Here is a 25,640-nt window from a genome sequence, read left to right as displayed (position 1 = left end):
GACCTCTGTGGAAGCCCGGGACCCGTGCACTGCAGGTGCAAGCCCCGGGCCATTCCAGGCGCAGTCATCACAAGGACGGAAGCAATGAACACTGTGAAGAGTTGGGTAGGCCGCGTGTCGGCCACCCTGCGGTGGGGTGGACCGATGGCGTTGGCACTGGCCGTGGGGGCGTTGGCCCCCGCGCAGGCCGCCGAGGTGGTGGTGGGGCAGGTGGCCCCGCTGTCGGGCGTACTGGCCAGCACCGGCGCGCAGATGGTGCTGGGCGGCAAGATTTACTTTGACTGGGTCAATGCACAAGGCGGTGTGCACGGCGCCAGCATTCGCCAGGCGGTGGCCGACGATGGCTACAAGGTCGCAGACACGGTGACCCGCACCCGCGAACTGCTGGCCAAGCCAGAAGTGGTGGCGCTGTACGGCTTTGCAGGCACGGCCAACATCACCCAACTGCTGGCCGATGGCGTTCTGGAGCAGGGCGGCGCCGCACTGGTGGCGCCGTACACGGGGGGCGAGTCGCTGCGCAGCCCGTTCAACCCGTGGATCTTTCATGTGCGTGCCGGTTATGCCGACGAAACCGAGCACATGGTGCAGCAGCTCACCACGCTGGGCATGAATCGTGTGGCCGTGATGTACCAGGACGACGGCTTTGGCAAGGCAGGCCTCGCGGGGGTGGAGGCTGCGCTGGCCAAGCGTGGTCTCAAGCTCGTGGTGTCTGCGGGCTACGAGCGCAATACCGACAAGGTGGACGACGCCGTCAAGGCCATCAAGGCCGCCGATGTGCACGCGGTCATCATGATTGCGGTGAACAAGCCCGCGGCGGCCTTCATCCAGCGCTACCGCGAGCAGGGCGGCGGCGCGCAGCTGTACAACATCTCGGTGGTGGACCCGACGGAGCTGGTCAAGCTCGCGGGCCTCAAGAACGCGCACGGCCTGGGCATCAGCCAGGTGGTGCCCTACCCCTACCGGCCGCAACTGCCCGTGGTGCGCGAGTACCAGACGCTGCTGAAAAAGTACGCGCCCGACGCCGAGGTCAACTACACCGGCTTTGAGCAGTTTCTGGGGGCCAAGGTGCTGGTCGAGGCCCTGCGCCGCGCCGGGCCGGCGCCCACACGTGCCAAGGTCGTGAAGGCGCTGGAGTCACTGCAAAGCTATGACCTCGGCGGCATCACGCTGGGCTATTCGCCCACCAACCGCATCGGCTCGCGCTATGTCGAGGTCACCGTCATCGGCAGCAACGGCCGCCTCATGAAATGAGCGCGGCTCCAAAAACTCTCCTGGCGTTGTTGTTGCGTCTTGCCGTACTTTCAGTACTGTCTGCAACGCAACGCCTCGCCAGGACCGCCTCGCTGAGTTTTGTGAGCCGCTACCCGTCCACAGGTTGTTTTGTCCGCAGCCTGCATCTATCCACCGACTCACAAGGTTGCCCACCATGACTCCGTTATCGCGCTACACCACCTGCGCTGGCTATGAAATCCATTACATGGAGTGGGGCGCGCCGGATGCCCCGGTGGTGATCGCGTGGCACGGGCTGGCGCGCACCGGCCGCGACATGGACCAGCTGGCCGCCCACCTGGCATCGCGCTACCGCGTGATCTGTCCCGACACATTGGGACGGGGCCTGAGTCAGTGGGCGCGTGCGCCGCAGGACGAGTACCGCCTGTCGTTCTACGCGCGCATCGCGGCCGACCTGTTTGACCAGCTGGGCATCGAGAAAGCGCACTGGGTGGGCACATCGATGGGCGGGGCCATCGGTACGGTGTGCGCATCGGGATTGTTCGAGCCGCAGCTCAAGGGCCGCATCCAGAGCCTGCTGCTCAACGACAACGCCCCGCGCCTGGCCGATGCGGCGCTGGAGCGCATCAAGGCCTATGCCGGCCACCCGCCTGCGTTCGACACGGTGAAGGAGCTGGAGGCGTTCTTTCGGCAGGTATACAAGCCGTACGGCTGGCTCAGCGATGAGCAGTGGCGCCTGCTCACCGAGAGCAGCACCCGCCGCCTGCCAGACGGCCGTGTCACGCCGCATTACGACCCCGCCATGGTGCAGCAGTTCACGCACCACACCAACGACTACCTCATCTGGGATCACTACGACGCGCTCGACATTCCCGTGTTGTGCCTGCGCGGGGCCGAGTCCGACCTAGTGCTGCCAGACGTCACGGCCGAAATGTTGACCCGGGGCCCGGGATCACGCGGCCAGGCGCAGGTGGTGGAGGTGCCCGGCTGCGGCCATGCCCCGGCGCTCAATGTGCCCGAGCACTACGCGCTGGTGGACGGGTTCCTGGCCAGTGCGCAAGGCGGGCAATAGCCCGTTTGCCCGTCCGCAGACCCGCCCGCGCTGAGGCCGTCAGCGTGGCACGCCGGGCCCGCAGCCCAAGGCCTGGCTCAGCTGCTCGGCAGGGATGGCCCAGTCGGCATCCGCCGCAATCGCCTCACGCAAGAATTTGGCCTGGGCGGGCGACCACACCGCCACCTCCGGCAGCGTGAAATTGACAGCCGTCGTGCGGTGCGTTGCGATGAACGTGGTCATCGACGCCTCGTCGGACGGCAGTCCCAGTTGGTCAAACAGGTCGGACATGGTGTGAATACCGGTTTCCATGGGTGCATCCTTGGTGTGTGGGGTGAAGATCGATCACGCGGCGGCTATCGCCCGCCTCCGTGGCCCAAGCGCTATTGCAGCATGGGCCGGCCCGGCGGAATGTAGGACGGTCTCGGAGTTGTTGGGCTGTCTCCATGCCGCTGAAGAACCTGTTCAAAGGCATAGGGCACATGAGGGGAGCTGGCCCACGGCCAGTGCCAGCACCGCAGCCGCCACGCTGCAGGTGCTGCCAGGGGCTTGCCCGGGCCGTCAGAGGCCCAGTTGTGCCAGCGCAGCTTGCAGGCCAGCCAGCCCACCCACACGCTGGTCATTGATGAAAATCTGCGGCATTTGCCGCACCGAGGGGCCGCACTTGGCATAAAACGCCAGGCGCTTGGCCTCGTCATCGATCTTGATTTCTTCGTAGGGCAGCGAACGGGATTTGAGGAGCATCTTGGCCGACTCGCACTGCGGGCAGGCAGACTTGGAATACACGGTGATTTGAAGGGTCATGGTGCGAGTTTACGGGGCGTGGGGCGGGTGCCTCGGCACGGCAACTCACAGGCCCGCACCCTGACGTGGGTGGAGTGGTTTACCATTCGGTTTGTTTTGTGACTGATTGGTAATTTATGTCCTTGCTATTCCCTTGGGTGCGCCGTTCCGTGCTGCTGGTGTCCACAGCTCTGGTGCTCGCGTTGGTCGGTTGCTCCTCCACCACTCCGCCCTCCGGCATCACCCCCGTCACGCCATTTGACCTGGCGCGGTACGAGGGCCGCTGGTACGAGGTGGCCCGGCTTGACCACTCTTTTGAACGTGGCATGACCGATGTGTCTGCCACCTACCAGCGCCAGAGCGACGGCAGCGTGCGTGTGCTCAACCGGGGTTTTGACACCGCTAAAAACGACTGGCGCCAGGCCGAAGGCAAGGCCAAGTTCACCGCCGATACCAACACGGCGTCGCTCAAGGTCTCGTTCTTTGGCCCGTTCTACGGCGGCTACCACGTGGCCGCGCTCGATGCCGACTACCAATGGGCGCTGGTGGTGGGGCCAGACCGCAGTTACTGCTGGATTCTGTCGCGCACCAAGCAGTTGGCCCCTGCCGTTCGCGAGCAGCTCATCGCCCGCGCCCAGGCACTGGGCATTGATACGCAGGCCCTCATCTGGGTGACCCACGACCGCACCGATCCGCAGCCATGAGCGCATCCAACAAAACACTCCCTATCGCTGTCATCGGTGCAGGCCTGGCGGGCCTGTCTTGCGCACAGGCCCTGCTGCAGGCAGGGCACGCCGCGCATGTGTTCGACAAGAGCCGGGGCCCCTCGGGCCGCATGAGCACGCGCCGCGCTGAAGACGAGGCAGGTCCTTGGCAGTGCGACCACGGCGCGCAGTACTTCACCGCGCGCGATCCGCAGTTCCGCGCTGAAGTCGCCCGCTGGCAGCAGGCTGGTGTGGCCGCGCTGTGGGACGCACGCCTTGCCAGCTTTGACGGCGCCGCGTGGACCACGCCCGCCACCCCACTGGATCGCTTTGTGGGCACCCCGCGCATGACATCGCCCGCTGGCTGGCTGGTGCAAAGCCTGCAGCAGGCGGGCGATAGAGCGCTGGCGCAGTGGCAAACCACGGTAAAGAAGCTGGAGCGCCATGCCGATGGCTGGGCCATTACCTCGGCAGAGCATGGCCTGCATGCGCAGCGCTACGGCGCCGTGCTGCTGGCCGTGCCCGCCCCGCAAGCCGTGCCCCTGCTGCACCCCGTAGCCCCCACAGGCGCTGCAGTGGCCGCCAGCGCACGCATGCGCGGCAGCTGGGCGGTGATGGTGCGTTGCCCCGCTCCTGTGGCCTTGGCATGGGACGGTGCCTTCATCAACACCGGCCCACTGCGCTGGGTGGCGCGCGACAGCAGCAAGCCCGGCCGCACAGCCTCCGCAGGTACCGAGACTTGGTTGTTGCACGCCAGCCCCGAGTGGAGCGATGCCCATATTGAAGACACTGCCGACAGCGTGACCGCCACCTTGCTCGCCGCATTCCAGGCACTGGGCGGCCCCGCACCCACGCAGGTGCAAGCCACGGCCCACCGCTGGCGCTATGCCGACACCGAACCCGCCCTCACGCTGGGCTACTGGTGGGATGCCGACGCGCAGCTGGGCATGTGCGGCGACTGGATCAGCGGCGGCAAGGTCGAGGGCGCGTGGCTCAGCGGCCAGTCACTGGCCCGCGCCGTGGCGGGCTGATCGCGGGCTAACGGGGCCAGAGCGGCGCAGGGCAGGGCATGAGCTACACCGTCGTCTGGTTCAAACGCGACTTGCGCGTGCATGACCACGCGCCGCTGCACCATGCCGCCACCCAGGGCCCGGTGCTGTGTCTGTATGTGATTGAGCCCAGCCTGTGGGCGCAGCCCGATGCCGCCCTGCAGCACTACCACTTTGTGCAAGAAAGCCTGCACGACCTGGCCCAGGCCCTGCAGCGGCGCGGTGCCACGCTGCAAGTGGCCGTGGGCGAGGTGGTGGACGTGCTGGCCCGCCTGCACGCGCTGGCCCCCTTCCATACCCTGGTGGCGCACGAAGAAACGGGCAACGCCCACACGTACGTACGAGACGTGGCCGTGGGCCGTTGGTGCCGCGCGCAGGGCGTGGCCTGGCGCGAATGGCCGCAGCACGGCGTGGTGCGCCGCCTGCGATCACGCGCTGACTGGCATGGGCACTGGCAGGCCTTTATGCACGCGCCCGTGGTGCCTGCCCCTGCACCGGAGGCCCTGCACAGCCGCGCGCTGCCGTGGGCCGAACAGCCCTGGCCCAGCGGGGCCGCGCTGGGCTTGGCTGAGCACGACCCACCCCAGCGCCAGCGCGGAGGCCGCCAACAAGGCCTGTGCGTGTTGCAAGAATTTTTGGCAGAGCGCAGCCAGGGCTATCGGGGCGGCATCTCGTCGCCGCTGACTGCGCCCAGCGCCTGTTCGCGCCTCTCGCCCTACCTGGCCCTGGGTTGCCTGGGCATGCGCGAGGTGGTGCAGGCCACCCAGCGCCGCCAGCAGCAGCTCAAACGCAGCACCGAGCCTGGAGCCGCGTGGCAGTGCAAGGGGCTCACGGCTTTTATGAGCCGCCTGCACTGGCATTGCCACTTCATCCAAAAGCTCGAATCCGAGCCCGCGCTGGAGCACCACAACCTGCACCGTGGCTACAACGGCCTGCGCGAAGCGGAATGGAACCCCGCCCACTTCGAGGCCCTGGTCGCAGGGCGCACCGGCTGGCCCATGGTGGATGCCTGCGTGGCCATGCTGCGCGAGACGGGGTGGATCAACTTCCGCATGCGCGCCATGCTGGTGTCGGTGGCCTCATACCCGCTGTGGCTGCACTGGCGGCCTGTGGGCGAATGGTTGGCCCGCCAGTTTCTGGACTACGAGCCGGGCATCCACTGGAGCCAGATGCAAATGCAGGCGGGCACCACGGGCATCAATACCACCCGAGTCTACAACCCCATCAAGCAGGCGCAAGACCACGACGCCCACGGCCACTTTGTGCGCCAGTGGCTGCCCGCCTTGCGCCGCGTGCCCGATGCCTGGCTGCTGGAGCCCTGGCGCATGCCGCCCGATGTGCAGGCCCGCTGCGGCGTGCGCGTGGGCCACGACATTGCCGTGCCGCTGGTAGACCTGGACACCGCCACCCGCACGGCCAAGGCCCGCGTGCACGGCCTGCGCGCCCAGCCCGCCGTGCGCGCCGCCCAGGCTGCGATTGTGGAAAAGCACGGCTCCCGCCAGTTTCGCGATGGCGGAAGCCCGCAGGCCCGCGCCCGGGCTCGCGCACGCAACGCCGCCCAGCACCCCCAGCAGCAAACCCTGGACTTTTGAACCATGCGCATGCGCAAAAAATCAGACCTTCCGCAAAAGACCTGCCAACACTGCGGCTTGCCCTTCACTTGGCGCAAGAAGTGGGAAAAGGTGTGGGACGAGGTGAAGTACTGCTCCGACCGCTGTCGCAGCGAACGCAAGCGCGCCGACAAGTCCGCAGGGGAGGGCACCTCATGAGCACCGTGCTGTTCTGGTTCCGCAACGACCTGCGCCTGCACGACCAACCCGCGCTGCGCGCAGCACTCACCAGCGGTGCCACGCACCTGCTGCCCGTGGTGTGTTTGCCCGCACCGGATGAGTCCACACCCTGGGGATTTGCCCGGGTGTGTGCACACCGCCGGGCCTTTACCGCCGCAGCACTGCGCGGTCTGCATCAGCGGATGCGCGCGCTGGGCAACCCACTGCTCATCTGCCAAGCCCCGCCCGCCACCGCCTTGCTGCAACTGGCAAAGGCCGTGGGTGCCACCACCGTGGTGTGCGAAGACATTGCCGCCCCCTACGAACAGGCCGAGGTGGCTGCACTGCGCGCCGCTGGCCTGCAGGTGCGCACCGTGTGGCAGAGCAGCCTGCTGTCTCCAACGCGCATGCCGTGGCCGGTAGACCAGCTACCCGGCGTGTTCACCAGCTTCCGCCAAAAGGTGGAGCGCGCAGGTATCACCCCCGCTGTGCCACTGCCTGCGCCCCCCCAGCTGCTGCCACCCCCCGACGTGCCCATGTCTGTTTTGCAGGCGGTAGGTGCAAAGCAGGGCGCTGAAGCCATCCAGCAAGACGCACAGCCGCAGGGCAGCGATGCCCGCTCATCCTTCCCATACGGCACGCCTGGCTGCGATGGCAGCGAGGTCGCCGCACTAGGCCACCTGGCCCAGTATCTGGCCCGCAAGCTGCCCCACAGCTACAAGGACACACGCAATGGACTCATGGGGCTGGACTACTCCAGCAAGTTCTCGCCCTGGCTGGCCACGGGTGCGCTATCTCCGCGCCAGATTGATGCCGATCTGAAAGCCTTTGAGCGCGACCACGGTGCCAACAATGGCACCTACTGGCTGTGGTTTGAGTTGCTGTGGCGCGACTACTTTCGGCTGCTGCACCTGCAATACGGCGCGGCGCTGTACCGGGCGCGCGGCTTGTCAGAGCTGCCGCCCGCCCCACACAACCCACGCGGCTTTGATCGCTGGTGCCGGGGCGATACCGGCCAGCCCCTGGTCGATGCCGCCATGCGCGAGCTGGCCGCCACCGGCTACCTCAGCAACCGCCTGCGCCAGGTGGTGGCCAGCTACCTCATCTACGACCTGCGGGGTGACTGGCGCGCGGGCGCCGCGTGGTTTGAATCGCAACTGGTGGACTACGACGTGTACAGCAACCAGGCCAACTGGCTCTACATCGCCGGGCGCGGCACTGACCCGCGCGGAGGTCGCCGCTTCAACCCCATCAAGCAGGCGCAAGACCACGATGCCGACGGCAGCTACCGCCGCCTATGGGGCACGGCATGACCACGCCACCACCGCGCACCCACACGCTGCGCCTGTTGCTGGGCGACCAGCTCAACCCCGAGCATTCATGGTTTGCCACGCAGGACGACGGCGTGGTCTACGTTCTGATGGAAGTGCGGCAAGAGACCGACTACGTGCTGCACCACGCGCAAAAAATCCTCGCCATCTTCGCCGCCATGCGTGACCTGGCACGCCACCTGCGCGAAGCCGGGCACCGCGTGCGCTATGTGGCGATTGACGACCCCAGCAACCGCCAGTCGATGCCCGACAACCTGGCCGCCTTGATGGCCCACTACGGTGCGCAAACGCTGCAATACCAGCACCCTGACGAATGGCGGCTGGACGAGCAACTGCGCACCTGGGGTGAACAGCAAGCCTTTACGGTGCATGCCGTCAGCAGCGAGCACTTCTACACCACCCGCACCGAAATGGCCGAGGTGTTCCAAGGCCGCAAGCAGTGGCTCATGGAGCACTTCTACCGCCGCATGCGTCAGCGCCACAGCGTGCTGATCGATGAAGCCGGAGAGCCCGAAGGCGGCCAATGGAACTACGACCACGACAACCGCAAGCCCTGGCCCGGCACCCCTGCACTGCCGCCCGACGCTCGCCCCACGCACGACCACAGCGCCCTGTGGTCCACCATCCAGGCTGCAGGTGTGCAAAGCTTTGGCAACCCGCAGGCCCACGCGCTGCGCTGGCCGCTGAACCGGGCTGAAGCGCTGGCCTGGCTGGACCACTTCATCGCCACCACGCTGCCGCACTTTGGCGCGTATGAAGACGCCATGAGCACGAAGAGCGCACGGCTGTTCCATTCGCTGCTGTCCTTTGCGCTCAATACCAAAATGCTGCGCCCGCACGAGGTGGTGCAACGCGCCCAAGCCGCTTACCACGCAGGCGCCGCGCCCCTGCCAGCGGTAGAAGGCTTTATCCGCCAGATATTGGGCTGGCGCGAATATGTGCGCGGTATTTACTGGGCCCACATGCCCGGCTACGACGAGCGCAACGCCCTGGGCCACAGCACGCCTCTGCCCGATTGGTTTTGGACGGGCAACACCCGCATGCGCTGCATGCAGCACGCCGTGGGCCAGTCGTTGGAGCATGCGTATGCCCACCACATCCAGCGCCTCATGGTCATCGGCAACTTTGCGTTGCTGGCGGGGCTTGACCCTGCTGCCGTGCACCGCTGGTACCTGGGCGTGTACATCGACGCCTTTGAATGGGTGGAAGTGCCCAACACCGTGGGCATGAGCCAGTTTGCCGACGGCGGCCTGCTGGCTACCAAACCCTATGTGAGCAGCGCCGCCTACATCGACCGCATGAGCGACTACTGCAGCGGCTGCCATTACGACAAAAAGCAAAAAGTGGGTGAGCGCGCCTGCCCGTACAACGCGCTGTACTGGGACTTTTTTGCGCGCAACGAAGGCATGCTGGGCAACAACTTCCGCCTGGGCATGGTGTACCGCCAGTTGCAGAAGATGCAGGGCCCGCAGCTGGATGCGCTGCGCGAGCATGCGGCCAGTCTGCGCAAGCGGCTGGATGAGCTGTAGCCCGCCTGCTGCCCCTTCATCAAACCCTCACCGGACCGCGCCATGTCACAAGCTCAGACCACCGCAACGCCGTTCACCTCTTTGCAGTCATTGCCCGAGGGTTACCGCGCCATCGTCATCGGCGCCACCGGCGCCATCGGCAGCGCCTTTCTCGCCCACCTGCAGGCCGACCCGCGCTGCGCGCTGGCTGTGGGGCTGGGCCGTCATACCAACTCAGCGGTGGACTTGGACGATGAAGCCACCATCGCCGCAGCCGCCCAGCAACTCAAGGCCCAGGGCCCGTGGCACTGCATCATCCACGCTGCAGGCCTGCTGCACGGCCCCCACGGCATGCCCGAAAAGCGCCTGGGCCAGTTGAACTACGCGCAGATGGAAGCCACCTTCCGCACCAACACCTTTGGCCCCGCGCTGGTGCTGGCCTACTTTGCGCCGCTGCTGCCCAAGCAGGGCCGCAGCCTGCTGGCCGTGCTCTCGGCCAAGGTGGGCAGCATTGGCGACAACCGCCTGGGCGGCTGGTACAGCTACCGCGCCAGCAAGGCAGCGCTCAACATGCTGGTCAAAACGGCGTCCATTGAAGTGGCGCGCACCCACCCGCAGGCCGTGCTGGTGGCGCTGCATCCAGGCACTGTCAATTCAGCCTTGTCGGCCCCTTTCAATGGCGCAGAAATAGGCCGCCCGGCGGCGGATGCGGCGGGCGACATGCTGCGGGTGCTGGATGGGCTCGCGCCCGAGGAGACGGGCAGCTTCTACGCCTACAGTGGCGCGCCACTCCCCTGGTAAGCGTGGCGCGCGGTGCTATGGTTTTGATACTGCTGCAGCACCAGCAGTAAGCGCTGGCGGGCCTTGTGCTCAAAGGCATGTCATGTGCCACTGTCCATGCGCGCCCTTCGTATGGCTTGCATGCAGAATGCCGCATGCATCCAACCCTATCGCCTGACACGATCCTGTTTGCCTCCCACACCACGGCCGCAGCCGTGTCTGTGGCGCAGTGGGTAGGGCGTCACTACGGCCTGCCCGTGCAGCAGTGCTACCTGATCCGCCGCAACCTCAATGACAACTATGCGGTGCGAGCCGCGGATGGCAGCCGCTACGTGGCAAGGCTCTGCGCCATCCGACCTCGTGGTCCGTTCAATGTGGATTTTGAGCTGGCGTTGTTGGCCCACTTGGAGTCGCAGGGCGTGGGCGTGGCCTCCCCGGTGTTGGCTGCAAACGGTGCAACCAGCGTGACCCTGCCGTTCCCCGAGGGCCCGCGTGTGCTGGTGCTCTTCCGCCACTGCGAAGGCGCCGTGCCTGACACACCCGAAGACCTGCACCTGACCGGCGCCACGCTGGCGCAAATTCACAGCGCTGCGCAAAGCTACACCGGCCCCGCAAGCCTGTACGTGCTGGACGGCCACCATCTGGCAGGCCGCACGCTGGACTACCTTGCCGCCCATCCCGAGCTGGCCCTATCCGTGCTGGATGCCTACCGTGAACTAATCCACCGCCTTCTGGGCGAGTTGGCGCATGTTGAAGGCACCTTGACCCGCGTGATGTGCCACGGCGACACGCATGGCTTCAACAACCATGTGTACACCGATGCCGAGGGAGTGCGCCGCGCCGCGTTCTTCGACTTTGATGACGCCGGGCCGGGGTTTCTGGCCTATGACCTGTGTGTGTGGCTTTGGTCGAACCTGCCGCGCAAAGCCCCCATAGAGCCTGACGAAGCCTTGCTCCAGCGTTGGCAGCAGTACCTGGCTGGCTACCGCGCAGGCGGCGGCCATGTCACCGATGCCGACCTCGCCGCCTTGCCGCTCTTTGTGCAGTTGCGGCACCTGTGGAACATGGGGGAGGGCGTGGCGCGCATCCACCACTGGGGTGCCAACATGATGTCGGCCGACTGGATCAAGAAGCAGCCGGATGTGATGGCCGCCTGGGCCCGCCTGGATTTGCCCGCTTGATGGGGCTTGCCCGGGCCCCTGCGGGTTGCGCAGGCACCCAGGCTCAGGTCATGTGGCGTGGGGCTGCGGGGTGCGTCAGCTGCTGCGCATCGCTGGGGTCTTGCTCCAGGCTGTACGGCACCGAGACAAAAGCCACGCTCAACACAAAAAACAGCGTGGCGGACACGGCCCGGGCGATGGGGAGCACAAAGTTCTTGAGGTCGGTGTTCATGGTGGTTCCTTCAGCGGCTAAAGGTGGAGAAGGGTCGGGGTCAGATGCCGCCTTGACCCTTGCCGCCATGTTGCCGGTGCAAGGCTGAACGGGTGCTGAACACGTGCTGAAAAGGTGCGGAGCGGCGCTTGCTCATCACCTACTTGTAGTTCTCCCGCCGTTCCCCAAACTTTCTCACCCGCTTGCGCCACGCCCGGTAGCTGCCCGGCGCCAGGTGGGTGCGCATCAGCGCCTTCACTTCATCGTGGTGCAGGCCGTGGGCGGCGCGGATCTGCGCAAAGCTCACGTGATCGCTCAGCGCCATCTGGATGATCTCGCCCACGGTAGATGCGTCAAGTGAGGCGTGTGGCGGTTTCACGGCGTGCGGTGTCGTCATGTTCATCAGGGTGCTGGCGTTGTTGCGAGGGTAGTGCGCCTGCATTCACCTTGCGCGGCGGTGGCCCTTTCTCCGTTGCCATGCTCGCCCTCCACAGGCGTCGGTGCGGGCGTTCAGCGATCCACCGCCAGCCCCTCGGCCAGCGCCTCAAACACCACCCGTATCCGCCGCGATGTGCGCAGCTCGCGGTGCGACACCAGCCAGACGGGAAAACGCACCGGCGCCACATCGTCCAGCACGCGGACGATGCCCGGCGTTTCGCGGGCGATCTCGTCCATCATGGCGCCGATGCCCATGCCCTGGCGCACCAGCGACCAGTGGGTCACGGTGTGGTCTGCGTAGCAGGTGAAGTTGTCTTCGCTCAGGTTCAAGCCGTAATGACGCAGATAGGCAAGGTACCGGCCGGCGCGGTCTGAACCCACAAACTCCGCATTCACCGCGTCCTCCGCGCTGCGCGGGTGTCCGTGGGTCTGCACCCAGCTCTCCGATGCGTAAAAGCACGCCCGGGCCTCGCGCACCAGGCGGGCGATCAGTTCAGGCTGCTCGGGCTGCACGTGGCGGATGGCAATGTCGGCCTCGCGGCGTTGCAGGTCGCTCAGCGCGTTGGACGAGATCACTTCCACGGCAATGCCGGGCGCCTGCGCTCGCAGGCGTTGCAGGATGGGCGGCAGCAAGTGCGTCGCCACTACGTCGGTGGCCGACACCGACACCACGCCCCCTACGGCTTGCGACCGCCCGCTGGCAGCCAGGCCCAGGGCCTCTGCCGCAGCGCCCATGGCGCGGGCATGTTCCAGCAGGTCCAGCCCGGTGGGCGTGAGCACCATGGCCTTGCCCACGCGCTCAAACAGGGTCACGCCCATCTGCTGCTCAATGGCGGCCACCTGCCGGCTCAGGGTGGGCTGGGTCAGGCCCAGCTTGCGTGCGGCGGCCGATAGCGAGCCGGTCTGCGCCGTTTGCAAGAACGCCTTCAGTTGGTTCCAGTCGAGGTTATCCATGCGTAAACGTATATGTTCACTGCAATTTATCGCAGTTTCCTGCGCTTCAATGCATGGATAGCATCTGGGTGTTGCTCATTGCACTTGCCTCAGCAACTTGCCTCTGTACCTCGCTGCTTCAGCACTTCACCCGGTCTGCACACCATGTCGTCTTCTGCCATTGCTCCCGCCTCCCGCGCATTGCCCTCCGCCGCCGACCCGTCGGCTGCGTCCGCCAAAGCGCGCTTCTGGGACCGCATTGCACCCAAGTACGCCACCGACCCCATTGCCGACCTGGCTGGGTACGAGGCCACGCTGCAGCGCGTGCAGGGCCTGCTGTCGCCCCAGCATGACGTGCTGGAGATTGGCTGCGGCACCGGCAGCACCGCGCTGCGCTTGGCGCCGTTCACCCGTAGCCTGCTGGCCACCGATGTGTCGTCGCAGATGATCGACATTGCCCACCAGCGGCTGGCCGCGCAGCCGTCGCCCGCCTTGCGCTTTGCCGTGGCCGACGCCGAGGCCATGGCCCCGGGGCCCGAGGTGTACGACGCCGTGCTGGCCTTCAATGTGCTGCACCTGATGACCGACCTGGACGACGCGCTCAGGCAACTGGCAAAGGTGCTGCGCCCGGGGGGTTTGCTGATCTCCAAGACCGCCTGCGTTGCCGAGATGAACCCGCTGATCCCCTACCTGGCCGTGCCCCTGATGCGCGCCATTGGCAAGGCCCCGCCGGTGCTGTGCTTTGACGAGCAGCGGCTGCGCTCGGCCATGGTGCAGCAGGGCCTGCAAATCGTCTGCACCGAGCGGCACGGCACGCGCGGCAAGGACATTCGCGCCTTCATCGTGGCCCGCAAGCCGGGCTGAGTTTTACCCACCCCCGCACACAGGCTGGCGGCTTTGCAAGGCCGCTGGGCGGAGCTTTGCCCACAGATTTGCTACCGGGCCCCTGCGTTCATCCCATGGACTGCAGAAGGGCACCCTGACATTCGCCCTGCTGCGGCCCTGCCGTCATCACCCCCCTGTTTGCCTACGTGGCCTCGCCCGCTCACCCACCACCTCCCATCTCTGCCACTCACACCATGAACCATCGCAACCACCCCCTGTCTCTCACCTCCGCCGCTGGCCTCGTCGCAGCAGTGGCATTCCTCACCGGCTGCGCGTCCACCCTCGACCAGGTGGGTCTGGAGCAGCGCACGGGGCAAGCCATTGGCCGCACGGCAGGCCAGTTCACCATCACCGACCGGCAGGAGGAAACCGGCGGCCGCATCAACTACACCGTCAACACCCGTGACGGCGCCAGCTACCGGTGCTATCTGTACGGTGCAACGGGCTTTCAGAAAGCCATGAGCTTCGGCCAGACACCCCATTCCGACGCCGTCTGCACCGCCATGGTGGGCGGCGCGGGCAATGGTGGCGCCCAGGCTCCGGCAGCGGCCGCTCAGCCACAGGGCCGCGCTGCGGCCAAGGAATGCAATGCGCTGCTGCGCACGGCGGGCCGCTGCTGAATGGCACCGCGCAGCTTTGGCCTGCGGGCCACACATCTGTATGCAACGGGCATAACACCATGAAGCCATGGCACTGGGCCAGCCTGCTGCTGGCAATCTGCTTGAGCGGTTGCGCCAGTTTGCCCGGCGCCACCACCGACACGGTGGACGGGCGCACGGTGGAATACGTGCAGGCGGGGCAGGGCACCCCCGTGGTGGTGTTTGAGAACGGGCTGGGCGCCCGGCTGGACTGGTGGGCCAAGGTCTGGCCTGACACCGTGGCAGAAACTCGCGCGCTGGCCTACCACCGCGCGGGCTATGGCCGCAGCGACGCGTCCCCCCAGCCGCGCGATGGGGCGCAGGTGGTGCAAGAGCTGCGCGCCTTGCTCCGGGCCCGCCAGCTGCCGCCGCCCTATGTGCTGGTCGGCCACTCGCTGGGCGGCCTGTACATGCAGCTGTATGCGCGCCAATACCCCGCCGAGGTGGCAGCGCTGGTGTTGGTGGACTCCACCCACCCAGAGCAGATGCGAGGCGCTGGCAACCCCGACCTGTGGCCCACCTGGCTGAAAGTGGCCTTCCGCCTGGGCACCTCTGACGTGGTCAAACAAGAGCTGGCAGCGCTGGACGCCACCGGGCAACGCGTTGCCAGCCTGCCGGTGGATCCATCGGTGCCCGTGTTTGTGCTCAGCGCACTGCAAACCCCGGGGGCTTCATCTGCGCTGGCCGAAGACGTGCGCCAAAAGCGCGCCGACTTCGCCCACCTGTACCCCGGGTCCACCCAGGTGTGGGTGGACAGCGGGCACGGCATTCCGCTGGAGAAGCCCGAAGCCGTGGTCAGCGCAATTCGCGCAGCACTGCAGTCGGCCCGCGCGCTTCGCTGAAGGTGGTGGCGGCCACGCCAGTGGCAATTTCATCGTGGCGTGGCGACCAAACTGCGTGCCAGAATGACCCGATGAGCACCACCACTTCCTCCTTCCAGTCCAACGCCGACGGCACCCGGGTCACCACCTACACCTGGGCCGAAACCCCGGGCCAACCTGTGGGCGTCGTGCAAATCTCCCACGGCCTTGCCGAGCATGGCGAGCGCTACGACCGCTTTGCGCGGGCCCTCAACGCCGCAGGCTTCATCGTCCACGCGGTGGACCATCGCGGCCACGGGCGCACGGCAGGTGGCAAGCTGGGTGACTTTGGCAGCGCAGGCTTCAGCGGCCTCATTGCCGACGTGGCCCAGTTCGGCGCGCTGCTGCGTGCGCAGCATGGGCCGCAGCAGCTCCCGCTCTTTTTGTTCGGCCACTCCATGGGCTCGTTCGCTGCGCAGGCGGCCATCCTGGACCATTCATCGACTTGGTCTGGCGTCATCCTGTCAGGCTCCACCGCCCTCGACCTGCTCGCCGCCGCCATGGCCAACGCCCCCGCCGACGCGCCCGCCGGGCTCGCGGCATTCAACGCAGGCTTTGAGCACCGCACCGGCTACGAATGGCTGTCGCGCGACGCTGCGGAGGTCGATGCCTACGTGGCCGACCCGTGGTGCGGCTGGGACGTGCCACCCGACGTGATCCCCTCGCTCTTCGCGCCTGCACCCCGGCTGGCCGACCCCGTACAACTCGCGCGCATTCGCAGCGACCTGCCCATCCTGATCGCGTCAGGCGATGCGGACCCGCTGGCCGCAGGCGGGGTCTTGTTGGAGCAACTGGGGCAGCGGTATCGGGATGCCGGGGTGGCCGATGTGACGGTCAAGCTGTACCCGGCGGCGCGGCATGAAATCTTGAATGAGACGAATCGGGATGAGGTGACGGGGGATGTTGTGGCGTGGTTGCGGGCTTACGGAGCGATGGGGTAGCGAGCGTTCGACTTAGTTGTCGTGCAGCGGAGGGCGCGTTACTCGGCGATTTACGGGATGTTGCATCTGGACTATTTTTTCCATTGAAGGTGCCCGTGCATCTATTACGACTTTATATCTTCAGTTAATTAGCCATTGGAGAGCCTATGTCTTGGCTCCTTAGTTTCTGAACCCTTCGCGACCACGCTGCGCAGGTATAGCATCACCTGAAAGGCAGGCGGCACGCCATTACTTTGAGATGAAAGATCCATCTGCACCAAAGCAAATTTGCGCTATGGCCGGATCGGCGGTCGCGTTGACGTCGCCGTGAAGAAGACAGTATCGGACCGGGATTCCATCACAGGGTGAGCGAAGGTTTCTAGAGACCGCGCTCCTTACAACCGTTTCTCCATCCTCGGAAAGTTGTAATTCAAGGAGCTTCTCCTTGTCTGATTTGGAGAAGCGTGGCTTGATCTCACCAACCCATATAGCGCCTTCAAATATTGCCAATAAATCTGGGTAGATTGTTCGCCGTCTTTTGCTTGTATGGTATGTAAGGCTAATTCGAGCTTGTCCACCTGGTGGTACAAACTGTATAACGGTTGCATGAATTTTTGTGAGATATTGATAGACCGCGTTCGCCACGCGGGTCTCGATACTAAATCTACCCTGCATTAAATAATATTCTGTCCGAAAAGATTACAAGATCTGCTAGTTCTGAATAAATTCGAATTGGCTTTGATTTCGTCTCTCGGCAGCCGTGCTTGAGGTGGTAAGTGTATTGTAATATATTCTCTGGAGATAAACCGAATTGAAATGGGCAGTGCTTTTCATTGAACCCTTTCATTGAGTCTTCGACCTCGGCAAAGTCGATGGTTCTGCAGTCCGCCACCAAATTGTATTGCCGCTCGCGGCTCGAGCGCCCTATGCGACAGAAGGCTATATCATAATAGCCGATCATGCCAACATAGGGGTCGCCTGCATGATTCATAAACCTAGTGGGGTAGAATACGAGGCTTTGTTTTCTTTCGCTTATGAAAGGTGGAAGTTGAGCCAAATAGCGATTCCCCTTCGTCACGATCGTTTTAACATCATTTAGTACGTCTGTTGTGTCGCGCAGACTGAGGTTTGCAGCAGTGGTGCTACCGTCAGCTGTGCCTCCGCCACCAGGTCTGGCAATGGTTGGTGGTCCAGGCGAATAAGCTCTAGTTCGTGCCGCCTCTAAGTGGTTTCTCGCCGAGGGTAAGCGCCACAATGCTTCGACATAGTCTAGACTGCCAAAAGATGTGATTGCGTCAGCGACAAATGCCTTTAGGCTTTGCATAGACGTCGAGGATAATTCAGGGCAGCCGGTAGCACCTTCACAGCGTAATATGCCATCATCCTCGGGCCAATCAAATATAAAGGCAGGAATTCGATAGATGTCCATTAGGCGGACGGCTCCGTAGTCTACGGCCTTGCTGCGATGATATACCCTTACTCCGCCGCTATTTTCTTTTTTCTTTGGCGCCATGACCAATATTGAAGGGCATCCGTTCACCACTGAAGCCATCATTCGTGAAAACCGTTGAAGTGCGTGCTGGTACTGTGGTGTGCACGACGCGAGCTCTATCGAAATAATCGGTTTTTCGTGGAATTCATCCGTTTTTGCGGAAAGAATGACGTCAGGCTTGTCCAAGTAAAGAATGTCGGCGACATAAGCGGGTAGTTTGGAAAAATCGCCGCTGAGATTACTATTGGGAAGTTTTTTAAATAAGATTGAATGACCTGGTCCCAGAAGACTTTGGACCCATTCTTTGGTGGAGTCGGATCCCTCGTAGTAGGCAATAAGATTCATATTTTAGTGGCGCTCTTTATTTCAGTGGCTGCTGATTTTGAGGCATTTGATGTCAAATGCGTTGCTAACCACTTCTGCAAGTACGGAGGAAAACCGAGGGGGCACTGCGTTTCCAATCATGTAATATTGCGAAACCATGCTCCCTTCGAAGCGAAAACCGTCTGGGAATGTCTGAATCCTAGCGCACTCTCTTGGAGTTAGCAGTCGGTCCGCGTCAGGGTGAATGAATCTCCCGCATGTAATTTTGTCTATTCCCGCAACGATTGTGCCGCTGGGCTGATCCCAAAGCATTCGACCATATATGTTCTTCACGTGGCCACCGCTGCCGTAAGCACCGTCGAGCATTTTGCGAAGATGGGGGGTCAGCAACCGCCGTGGTACGTCAGGCAGGCCCCCGCCGGGAGGGACGTGCTTGAGGCGGTCTAGCAGCGGTTTTTTGTGAGCCATTGCCCTGTGGTTGTAGATAGAACTGCCGTTTTGGCCTTCCAGTTCGTCAGCGCCCTCCCCGGCAGCAATGGCCGGAAGGTCTCCTATCGCACTTCGCAATGATGAGTGACCAGTTCGTTCGACCTTCAAGCCATGGGTGATCCGTCGAAGGATATCCTGAGCCCCTTTTACATCCGCTCGCACTGCAACGAATAGATAGCGAGTTCTTGTTTGGGGGATCCCATACTTAAGCATGTCAACGACGATCTCATCGCAATACCATTCAATCTCTGCTGATGGATTTAGGATCGCTCGCATTGCGACCGGATACTGTTGGCCAGAGCTATGCTTCATTGAGAGAATGCCCCTGACGTTCTCCATTAGCAGAACTTTGGGGCGAATTTCTCGGGCTAAATTCAAGTAAACGTCAACCAGTGAGCTCCGTTTGTCTCCAGGTCTACGAACGCCAAGTGTGCTGAAGCCTTGGCAGGGTGGACCGCCCAGTAGGACGTCGATCTTGCCGGAGAGCCTAGAGGCAATAGCCTGTTGGGTTTCCACGGACGAGAGATCCGCTACTGTTGCTTCAATGTGGGGGATGTTTCGAGAGTAAACCTCAACAGCTGCAGCCCATGAGTCAGCAGCAAGTACACCTTGGAAGCGCTCATTAGTAGAGAATCCCTGTGAAAAGCCTCCGCAACCGCAGAAGAGATCAGCGAACTTTAATTTGCGCACGGCGCCGAACCTTAGTGTCAGTCATTTGAGCAAGGAAACTTTCGGCGAGCGTCTGGGCCAAGAGCGGGGGCACAGCATTGCCGACCTGAACGTATTGTTCACGCATGTTTCCAACAAACCGAAATGCATCGGGGAAGCTTTGGATCCGCGCGGCTTCCCGAACGGATAGCGTGCGGTTTTCCCACGGGTGGATGTACATGTAACCATCCATTCCTATATGTGCGAGAATCGTCCAGCTAGGGCGATCAGGGTGCAGGCGTTTCAGCCTGTCGTGGAAGATGTCTTCCCTGAAAGGCAAAATCTGTCGCACTTCTGGAGGAAGATCCATGTACTTCATGCCTGGTGACATGTGAAGGAAAACTTGCTTGGCTCTGTCGTTTGAAACACGGCAAACGTTATTCCCAACACTGGTCGCTTGTCGCCGCATACTGAGCTGAAAAGTAGAAAGTCGATCCGCCCTTGTATACGGCAGTAGATCGAGTCTCGCTCCGTCTTTCACAATGGGGAGATCATCAAGCGCCTCCCGAACTGTAACTGCAGGGAGTCGGCGATCCATAGATAGCGGCAACTGCACGGATTCTTCATTCTCTAAGGTATGTGTGGCCTCGGGGAACTGAAATTTATTTGCTCCTTTCAGACCAGCGATGAAGAGGCGGCGCCGAGTTTGCGGTACCCCAAATTCGACAGCATTAAGTTGCGCCCAGCTAACTTGGTACCCTATCTCTTTCAGTTTTTCGAGTACTCCTTGGAAAAGCTTTCCGCCATCTTTCGTTCGCAGCTGTGGAACGTTTTCAATAAGGACGGAACGGGGTGAAAAATACGCAACATATTCTAGAAATGGCTGTACCAGGTATTTGCGCTCGTCCTTATGACTTCCCCCCTTGCTTAACGAGTTGATTTTGGGAGCGCCGATGTTGGAAAACGGTTGGCACGGCGGGCCTCCAATTATTACGTCGACCTCACCTCGCCTGACGCCAGCGCGCACGGCGAATTCCTTGGGACTCAAGGTTGTGATGTCTTGGGAGATAGTCGTGCAGTCTGGAAAATTGATTTTGTGCGTTGAAGCAAAGACACCTATAGATTCAAGCGCTGCAATGATCTGAAAGCCCGCTGCGGAAAAGCCAGCGCTCATTCCGCCGGCGCCGGCGAATAGGTCTATCACGCGGGGACCGATGTTGTTCATTTCTATTTTATCGTTCAGATTGTGGTTTTTTTTGTGGGAACTCAACAATTACCATATTTTTCGATTGGTCCATCTTTACGATTCGACATTTCCCAATAAATGCCGTTGCCCCGAGCTGTGCGACCTTGTCTCTTGGAATGATCCCCACCTTAGTGATCCCTCTGAAAACGACTAGGGTGTCCTGCACAACCGGAATCTTCTCGCGGTACTCGTTCTTTTTCGCTATTTGTTTTCTAACCTCCGCCACAGCGCCGAGCTTCATCAAAGAATAAACTACAGGTGAAATCGCTTCCAGCTTAACTTCCATATTTTTGCCTTCTGCGGTCATGTGGGGGTTGGGTGAGGGCCTCATTTTAGAGGTGTGCTGACTGCGTAGTGGGGCGGTCCGCTCCTCGGTCAGGCGGGACAGTGCATGGGCGACCAATCGCAGAGATTTTTAGGCGACTGCAACCGATGCGAATCGCCACGGCGTTGCCAGCTTGCTCCCTACTGCCCGTATAAGCGGCGGCTTTTGCGCATGTGCCCGGCGTTCTGACAAGCCCTCCGATACGCCCGCAGCGTCACCTCCGCCCGCTGCATCACCGTGTCCTCCACCGTGGCCGCGCCTCCGGCCAGCTCATCGGCCTGCGCCTGCAGCAGCTCCGCCGGGCTCATGCCCGAGGCCTCGCCCGTCAGCAGTGCAATCCCCTCGCTCACATGCCCCATGGTGTAGACATGGAACAGCCCGCGTTCCACCGCGTCCAGCACGCTGCGGTCCAGCATCAGGTGGCGCTGGTTGCGGGCGGGGATCAGCACGCCGTGGGTGCCGTCCAGCCCAGCCGTTGCGCAGGCGCGGAACCAGCCTTCGATCTTTTCGTTGATGCCGCCCACGGGCAGCACTTCGCCGTGCTGGTTTAGTGCGCCCGTCACGGCAATGCCCTGGCGCAGGGGCAGGCCTGACAGGCTGGACAGCAGCGAGTACAGCTCGGCGCACGAGGCCGAGTCGCCTTCCACGCCGCTGTATTCCTGCTCGAACACGATGGACGCATTGAGCGCCAGCGGTGCCACATGACTAAACAACGCGGTGAGGTAGCTGTGCAGGATGAGCACGCCTTTGTCGTGGATGGGGCCGGACATATCGACCTCGCGCTCGATGTTGAGCAGGCCCTCTTGCCCGGCAAAGGTGCGCGCGGTGATGCGCACCGGAAAGCCGAAGCGGTAGTCGCCCAGGTCGATCTGCGTCATGGCGTTGATCTGGCCGGTGATGGAGCCCTGCAGCGTGATCAGGCGCTCGCCCTCGGTGATGGATTCGTGCAGTTCTTCTTCGGGCTGGTTGTGGCGCAGGGTGCGGGCGGCCAGGGCGGCTTGTACGTCGGCGGCTTGCACCAGGGTGCCTGCGCGGGCCTGGCACAGGGCGGCGCTCTCGATGGCGAGTGCCTCGGTGTGGGCAAAGCGCGCGCTTTGGCGGCCTTGGTCGTCGGCCTCGCGGTGTGATTGCTCCAGCAGCAGGGCCACGGCGCCGGCGGCAAAGTGGGGCAGGCCGCGCTTTTTGCAGACTTGCGCGACCAGAATGGCCGAGGACTGGTGGGTGCCGGGAGTGGCGATGAACCGGTCTGAAAAGTCCACCTTCACTCGAAAGCGGCGGGCGGCGTCGGGGTCGGCCTCTTGCAGGGCGTAGTACTCCTCCACCGATCCGATCAGCACGATCTTCACGTCCACGTCCACCGGCTCGGGCTGCAGTGCACCGGCCCCGCCGGGCGCATGGGCGGGGCCGCCGCCACCGCTGCCGTCTTCGATCTGCAGGCGCCCACAGCGCAGAAAGCGGCGCAGGCGCGGCCACAGGCCTTCTTCGGCGGCCAGGTCGTGCAGGTGCAGCAGGATGAAGCCGCCATGCGCTTTGAGCAGGCTGCCCGCGTGGATGCTGGCGTGGTCGGCCTGCACGGTGTCGGCGTCGGCGCCGTGTTCAATGCTGCCAAAAAGGGTGCGGGCCGTGGGGTTGTCTTCGACCACCACCGGGGCGCTGGTGCGGCCGTGGTTGTCCACCACCACGTTCACCTGGCAGCGGGCCAGCAGGTCGTCCAGCGCGTCCTTGCGGTCGTCCTCGGCGTCCTGGCCTTGGTCGGTGTCGCCGGGCTCAAAGAGGTCGATGTGGTCCAGCACGGCGCGCTCTACCTGGTCTAGCCACTGCGTGAGTTTGACGGCGTCTTTGATCTGCTTGCGCAGGCCTTGGCGGATGCCGTGCAGCGCGTGTTCCACCAGGGGCTTGATGGTCTGGCGGCGCAGGGCGGCCAGAGCGTCGTCGCGCGTGCGTTCCAGCGGGCGGGTGGTTTCGAGAAACTTGGCGATCTCGGCGCGCAGCTCCAGCTCGGCGGCGTCGATCTCGGCGCGGCGCTCGCGGGGCAGGGCGCGCGCTTCGCCTTCGGTCAGCGGCTGGCCCTTGGGGCCGGTGAGGGTGAACACCATGTGCCCGGCCTCGCGGCTCAGGCGGAACTGGCGCGCCTCGGCAAATGCGTCCAGCGCGGCAAAGGCTTCGTTCTCTTGCGCTTGCCAGGTTTTCTCGATGCGCTCGGCCTCGGCCTTGAAGTCGGGGCTGGTCAGGCGCTTGGGGATGTCGGCTTGCAGGCTGCGCGCCATGTCGGCCATGCCCTGGCGCAGCAGGCGGCCCTCGCCTGCGGGCAGGCGCAGCGCGCGGGGGCGGTCGGGCTGGTCAAAGTGGTGCAGGTAGCACAGGTCGGGCGGCACCGCGCGTTTTGCGGCCTCGGCCTGCATGGCCTGGCGCAGCAATGACGCCCGCCCGCTGCCCACTTCGCCCAGCACAAACAGGTGGTAGTCCGGCTGCTGCATCGCCAGACCAAATTGCGCAGCGGCCTGGGCACGCTCCTGCCCGATCCAGGGCAGGGGCAGGTCTTGCAGCTCGGCGGTGCTGGCAAAGCCCAGCGTGGCGGGGTCAATGGTCAGACGCAACTGGTGGGGGGCAAGGGCAAATGCGGGCATTGATGTGGGTGTGGGAGGGCGAAAGGGCGTAAGGGCAGAAGGGCGGTGCGGAGGGCGTGGCAGGCAGCCGTGCAGCACCTGGCGACCAAAATATGAGCCAAAACGGGCAGATGCGCTAGTGCAATATGCCCTGGTTGCTATCAATAATGTAGTGAATGACGCCTGGCGTGCAGGCCGCCCGGAGCCATTCGCTTTCCCATTCGGATGCGCAATGGCATGGGCGTCTGCAGAGGCAACTGCATCAATGCGCAACCGGGCATACCCCGGCGGGCGCACCACCGGCCAGCGCGTGGCTGCGCGCATCGGCCAGTGCGGCGGCGGTGGGGGCTTCGGTGGGCCAGCCCGCCAGATGCTGCTGGGCCACGCGGCTCAGCGCGGTGATCCAGTGGCTGTTGTCATTCAGGCAGGGGATGTAGTGAAACTCTTTTCCGCCTGCGTGCAAAAACGCCTCGCGCACTTCCATGTTGATTTCTTCCAGCGTCTCCAGGCAGTCGCTGGTGAAGCCGGGGCACACCACGTCCACCCGCCGCGTTCCCGCCTTGCCCAGCGCCTCGATGGTGGGCTGGGTGTAGGGCTCCAGCCACTTGGCCTTGCCAAAGCGCGACTGGAAGGTGATGCGGTAGCGCTCCTCGCGCAGACCCAGGCGCTCGGCCAGCAGGCGGCCGGTTTTGCGGGCCTCGCAGTGGTAGGGGTCGCCCAGGTGCAGGGTGCGCTCGGGCACGCCATGAAAGCTCATCACCAGCTGGTCGGGCTGGCCGTGGTGCTTCCAGTGCGTTTCGATGGTGCGGGCCAGGGCATCGATGTAGCCGGGGGCGTCGTGGTAGTGGTTGACGAAGCGCAGCTCAGGCACGTTGCGCGTGGCGGCGGCCCAGGTGTAGACGGCGTCAAACACGCTGGCTGTGGTGGTGGCGGAGTACTGCGGGTACAGCGGCAGGATGAGGATGCGTGTGGCGCCTTCGGCCTTCAGCGCATCGAGCTGGCTGGCGATGGAGGGGTTGCCGTAGCGCATGGCGTGGCGCACCAGCACCGCGTGGCCTGCCTCGCCCAGCCAGCCGCGCAGCAGCGTGGCCTGCTTGGCCGTCCAGTGCGCCAGGGGCGAGCCCTCGGGTGTCCAGATGCTGGCGTATTTGGCGGCCGACTTGGCCGGGCGGGTGCGCAGGATGATGCCGTGCAGGATGGGCATCCACAGCAGTTTGGGAATCTCCACCACGCGGTGGTCACCCAGAAACTGCGCCAGATAGCGGCGCACGGCCGGGGCCGTGGGTTCGTCGGGCGTGCCCAGGTTGCACAGCAGCACGGCGGTGCGGTCGGCTTGGCCGTGGGTAAAAGGGGGTTCGGGGTGGAAGGAAGGCATGTGGCATTTTCACCCACGCGCCGAGCCAATGCGGGCTGGGAGCCTATTTGCCGCCCGGCATACAGCTGCCTGCGAGATCAGCGCCGGGCATGGCGTCTTCAGGTGTTTGCGGCCTTGTTTTTGGGGTGCATCGGGTATTCCCTGATGTGGTTATGAAACCGGTTTCATAAACTGGCGCCACTTTGGAATAACGACTGTCCACCGTGAATTACCAGTTCCAGTTCGATGCCGTGTTTGCCGCGTGGCCCTTGTTGCTCAAGGGCACCTGGATCACCGTGCAGCTGTCGCTCACCGCCACCTTGCTGGGGCTGGTGGTGGCCATCTTTTGCGCCTGGGGCAAGACCGGCGGGCCGGGCTGGCTGCGGTTTTTGATCAATGCGTACATCGAGGTCATCCGCAACACGCCGTTTTTGGTGCAGCTGTTTTTCTTCTTCTTCGCGCTGCCATCCATCGGCCTGCGCTGGTCGCCCTACACCGCAGCGCTGACAGCCATGGTGGTCAACCTGGGGGCCTATGCGGCCGAGATCGTGCGGGCGGGCATCGAGTCCATTCCCAAGGGGCAGATCGAGGCTGGCAAGGCCCTCAACCTCAAGCCGTGGGAGATCTTCCGGTTTGTGATCCTCAAGCCCGCGCTCAAGGCCATCTACCCGGCGCTGACCAGCCAGTTCATCTTGCTGATGCTCAGCTCGGCCGTGGTGTCGGTGATCTCGGCGGACGACCTGACCTCGGTGGCGGCCAACCTGCAGTCGCAGACCTTCCGCAGCTTTGAGATCTATATCGTGGTGACGGCCATCTACCTGGCGCTGGCGCTGTCGTTCTCGGCGCTGTTCAAGCTGATTTATCAGCGCGTCCTTAACTACCCAGACCGCCGATAAGGAGGCCGAC

Annotated in this window: 26 protein-coding genes; 15 read left to right on the top strand and 11 right to left on the bottom strand. The window is 63.7% G+C overall.

What is annotated here, in order from left to right; all coding sequences use genetic code 11:
- Positions 1-84 precede the first annotated feature (84 nt).
- Positions 85-1,251 (top strand): ABC transporter substrate-binding protein, encoded by a 1,167-nt coding sequence (locus ACT531_RS12760; protein ID WP_476017657.1) that lies wholly within the window; start codon positions 85-87, stop codon positions 1,249-1,251.
- A 175-nt stretch (positions 1,252-1,426) separates the two neighbouring features.
- Entirely contained in the window at positions 1,427-2,302 is an 876-nt protein-coding gene (locus tag ACT531_RS12755; protein ID WP_476017656.1) for an alpha/beta fold hydrolase, read from the top strand.
- A gap of 39 nt (positions 2,303-2,341) precedes the next feature.
- Here the strand turns inward: ACT531_RS12755 and ACT531_RS12750 are convergent, their stop codons facing one another.
- Both ACT531_RS12750 and ACT531_RS12745 read right to left on the bottom strand, forming a co-directional pair.
- Positions 2,342-2,593, bottom strand: a complete 252-nt coding sequence (locus ACT531_RS12750) for a DUF2789 family protein (RefSeq protein WP_476017655.1) — start codon at positions 2,591-2,593, stop codon at positions 2,342-2,344.
- A gap of 249 nt (positions 2,594-2,842) precedes the next feature.
- The gene (locus ACT531_RS12745; protein ID WP_476017654.1) at positions 2,843-3,085 is read right to left on the bottom strand and encodes a glutaredoxin family protein; all 243 of its coding nucleotides are present in this window, start codon (positions 3,083-3,085) and stop codon (positions 2,843-2,845) included.
- 116 nt (positions 3,086-3,201) lie between these two features.
- Between ACT531_RS12745 and ACT531_RS12740 the strand changes: the two genes are divergently transcribed.
- The 8 genes from ACT531_RS12740 (at position 3,202) to ACT531_RS12705 (ending at position 11,386) form a co-directional block, all read left to right on the top strand.
- Positions 3,202-3,768 carry a lipocalin family protein gene (locus tag ACT531_RS12740; RefSeq protein WP_476017653.1) on the top strand — a complete coding sequence of 189 codons (567 nt, stop codon included), beginning with the start codon at positions 3,202-3,204 and terminating at the stop codon, positions 3,766-3,768.
- Positions 3,765-4,799 carry an NAD(P)/FAD-dependent oxidoreductase gene (locus ACT531_RS12735; RefSeq protein ID WP_476017652.1) on the top strand — a complete coding sequence of 345 codons (1,035 nt, stop codon included), beginning with the start codon at positions 3,765-3,767 and terminating at the stop codon, positions 4,797-4,799. Before ACT531_RS12740 ends, ACT531_RS12735 begins: the two co-directional genes overlap by 4 nt.
- Positions 4,800-4,837: 38 nt before the next feature.
- Positions 4,838-6,409, top strand: a complete 1,572-nt coding sequence (locus ACT531_RS12730) for a cryptochrome/deoxyribodipyrimidine photo-lyase family protein (protein WP_476017651.1) — start codon at positions 4,838-4,840, stop codon at positions 6,407-6,409.
- A gap of 3 nt (positions 6,410-6,412) precedes the next feature.
- Entirely contained in the window at positions 6,413-6,586 is a 174-nt protein-coding gene (locus ACT531_RS12725; protein ID WP_476017650.1) for a DUF2256 domain-containing protein, read from the top strand.
- Positions 6,583-7,899: a DASH family cryptochrome gene (locus tag ACT531_RS12720; protein WP_476017649.1), complete on the top strand. Its 1,317-nt coding sequence runs from the start codon at positions 6,583-6,585 to the stop codon at positions 7,897-7,899. Before ACT531_RS12725 ends, ACT531_RS12720 begins: the two co-directional genes overlap by 4 nt.
- Positions 7,896-9,446 (top strand): cryptochrome/photolyase family protein, encoded by a 1,551-nt coding sequence (locus ACT531_RS12715; protein ID WP_476017648.1) that lies wholly within the window; start codon positions 7,896-7,898, stop codon positions 9,444-9,446. The genes ACT531_RS12720 and ACT531_RS12715 overlap by 4 nt, the downstream gene beginning before the upstream one ends.
- Before the next feature lie 42 nt (positions 9,447-9,488).
- Positions 9,489-10,226 carry an SDR family NAD(P)-dependent oxidoreductase gene (locus ACT531_RS12710; RefSeq protein WP_476017647.1) on the top strand — a complete coding sequence of 246 codons (738 nt, stop codon included), beginning with the start codon at positions 9,489-9,491 and terminating at the stop codon, positions 10,224-10,226.
- A gap of 134 nt (positions 10,227-10,360) precedes the next feature.
- Entirely contained in the window at positions 10,361-11,386 is a 1,026-nt protein-coding gene (locus ACT531_RS12705) for a phosphotransferase enzyme family protein (RefSeq protein WP_476017646.1), read from the top strand.
- Between the two features lie 43 nt (positions 11,387-11,429).
- Here ACT531_RS12705 and ACT531_RS12700 read toward each other — a convergent pair whose 3' ends face one another.
- The 3 genes from ACT531_RS12700 to ACT531_RS12690 all read right to left on the bottom strand — a co-directional run bounded on the left by ACT531_RS12700 (position 11,430) and on the right by ACT531_RS12690 (position 12,968).
- Positions 11,430-11,597 carry a hypothetical protein gene (locus ACT531_RS12700; protein ID WP_291447542.1) on the bottom strand — a complete coding sequence of 56 codons (168 nt, stop codon included), beginning with the start codon at positions 11,595-11,597 and terminating at the stop codon, positions 11,430-11,432.
- 139 nt (positions 11,598-11,736) lie between these two features.
- A complete protein-coding gene (locus tag ACT531_RS12695; protein WP_476017645.1) occupies positions 11,737-11,973 on the bottom strand; it encodes a DUF2805 domain-containing protein in 237 nt (78 codons plus the stop codon).
- 113 nt (positions 11,974-12,086) lie between these two features.
- Positions 12,087-12,968 carry a LysR family transcriptional regulator gene (locus ACT531_RS12690; RefSeq protein ID WP_476017644.1) on the bottom strand — a complete coding sequence of 294 codons (882 nt, stop codon included), beginning with the start codon at positions 12,966-12,968 and terminating at the stop codon, positions 12,087-12,089.
- Positions 12,969-13,112: 144 nt separating this feature from the next.
- On the opposite strand from ACT531_RS12690, the gene ACT531_RS12685 reads away from it, so the two are divergent.
- The 4 genes from ACT531_RS12685 to ACT531_RS12670 all read left to right on the top strand — a co-directional run bounded on the left by ACT531_RS12685 (position 13,113) and on the right by ACT531_RS12670 (position 16,271).
- Complete coding sequence (locus ACT531_RS12685) at positions 13,113-13,811, top strand: class I SAM-dependent methyltransferase (protein ID WP_476017643.1); 699 nt, start codon at positions 13,113-13,115, stop codon at positions 13,809-13,811.
- 215 nt (positions 13,812-14,026) lie between these two features.
- Entirely contained in the window at positions 14,027-14,452 is a 426-nt protein-coding gene (locus ACT531_RS12680) for a hypothetical protein (RefSeq protein WP_476017642.1), read from the top strand.
- A 59-nt stretch (positions 14,453-14,511) separates the two neighbouring features.
- The gene (locus ACT531_RS12675; RefSeq protein ID WP_476017641.1) at positions 14,512-15,312 is read left to right on the top strand and encodes an alpha/beta fold hydrolase; all 801 of its coding nucleotides are present in this window, start codon (positions 14,512-14,514) and stop codon (positions 15,310-15,312) included.
- Between the two features lie 71 nt (positions 15,313-15,383).
- Positions 15,384-16,271 carry an alpha/beta fold hydrolase gene (locus tag ACT531_RS12670; RefSeq protein WP_476017640.1) on the top strand — a complete coding sequence of 296 codons (888 nt, stop codon included), beginning with the start codon at positions 15,384-15,386 and terminating at the stop codon, positions 16,269-16,271.
- A 643-nt stretch (positions 16,272-16,914) separates the two neighbouring features.
- On the opposite strand, the gene ACT531_RS12665 is transcribed toward ACT531_RS12670, so the two are convergent.
- From ACT531_RS12665 to hemH, 6 genes are all read right to left on the bottom strand, one after another.
- Positions 16,915-18,087, bottom strand: coding sequence for a hypothetical protein (locus tag ACT531_RS12665; protein WP_476017639.1), 1,173 nt, complete (start codon positions 18,085-18,087; stop codon positions 16,915-16,917).
- A gap of 21 nt (positions 18,088-18,108) precedes the next feature.
- On the bottom strand, positions 18,109-19,245 hold the full coding sequence (locus tag ACT531_RS12660) for a DNA cytosine methyltransferase (RefSeq protein WP_476017638.1): 1,137 nt from the start codon (positions 19,243-19,245) through the stop codon (positions 18,109-18,111).
- Positions 19,223-20,428: a DNA cytosine methyltransferase gene (locus ACT531_RS12655; protein ID WP_476017637.1), complete on the bottom strand. Its 1,206-nt coding sequence runs from the start codon at positions 20,426-20,428 to the stop codon at positions 19,223-19,225. The genes ACT531_RS12660 and ACT531_RS12655 overlap by 23 nt, the downstream gene beginning before the upstream one ends.
- 7 nt (positions 20,429-20,435) lie before the next feature.
- Positions 20,436-20,756 (bottom strand): hypothetical protein, encoded by a 321-nt coding sequence (locus ACT531_RS12650; protein WP_476017636.1) that lies wholly within the window; start codon positions 20,754-20,756, stop codon positions 20,436-20,438.
- 158 nt (positions 20,757-20,914) lie between these two features.
- Positions 20,915-23,401 carry a Lon protease family protein gene (locus tag ACT531_RS12645; RefSeq protein WP_476017635.1) on the bottom strand — a complete coding sequence of 829 codons (2,487 nt, stop codon included), beginning with the start codon at positions 23,399-23,401 and terminating at the stop codon, positions 20,915-20,917.
- A gap of 241 nt (positions 23,402-23,642) precedes the next feature.
- Positions 23,643-24,755 (bottom strand): ferrochelatase, encoded by a 1,113-nt coding sequence (hemH, locus tag ACT531_RS12640; RefSeq protein ID WP_060984968.1) that lies wholly within the window; start codon positions 24,753-24,755, stop codon positions 23,643-23,645.
- Positions 24,756-24,958: 203 nt separating this feature from the next.
- Here hemH and ACT531_RS12635 point away from each other — a divergent pair, with 203 nt between their 5' ends.
- Complete coding sequence (locus tag ACT531_RS12635; protein WP_015014910.1) at positions 24,959-25,630, top strand: amino acid ABC transporter permease; 672 nt, start codon at positions 24,959-24,961, stop codon at positions 25,628-25,630.
- Positions 25,631-25,640: the final 10 nt, after the last annotated feature.

It is taken from the genome of Acidovorax sp. DMC1 (genome assembly GCF_056314325.1).
This window is presented reverse-complemented; position numbering and strand designations above follow the sequence as displayed.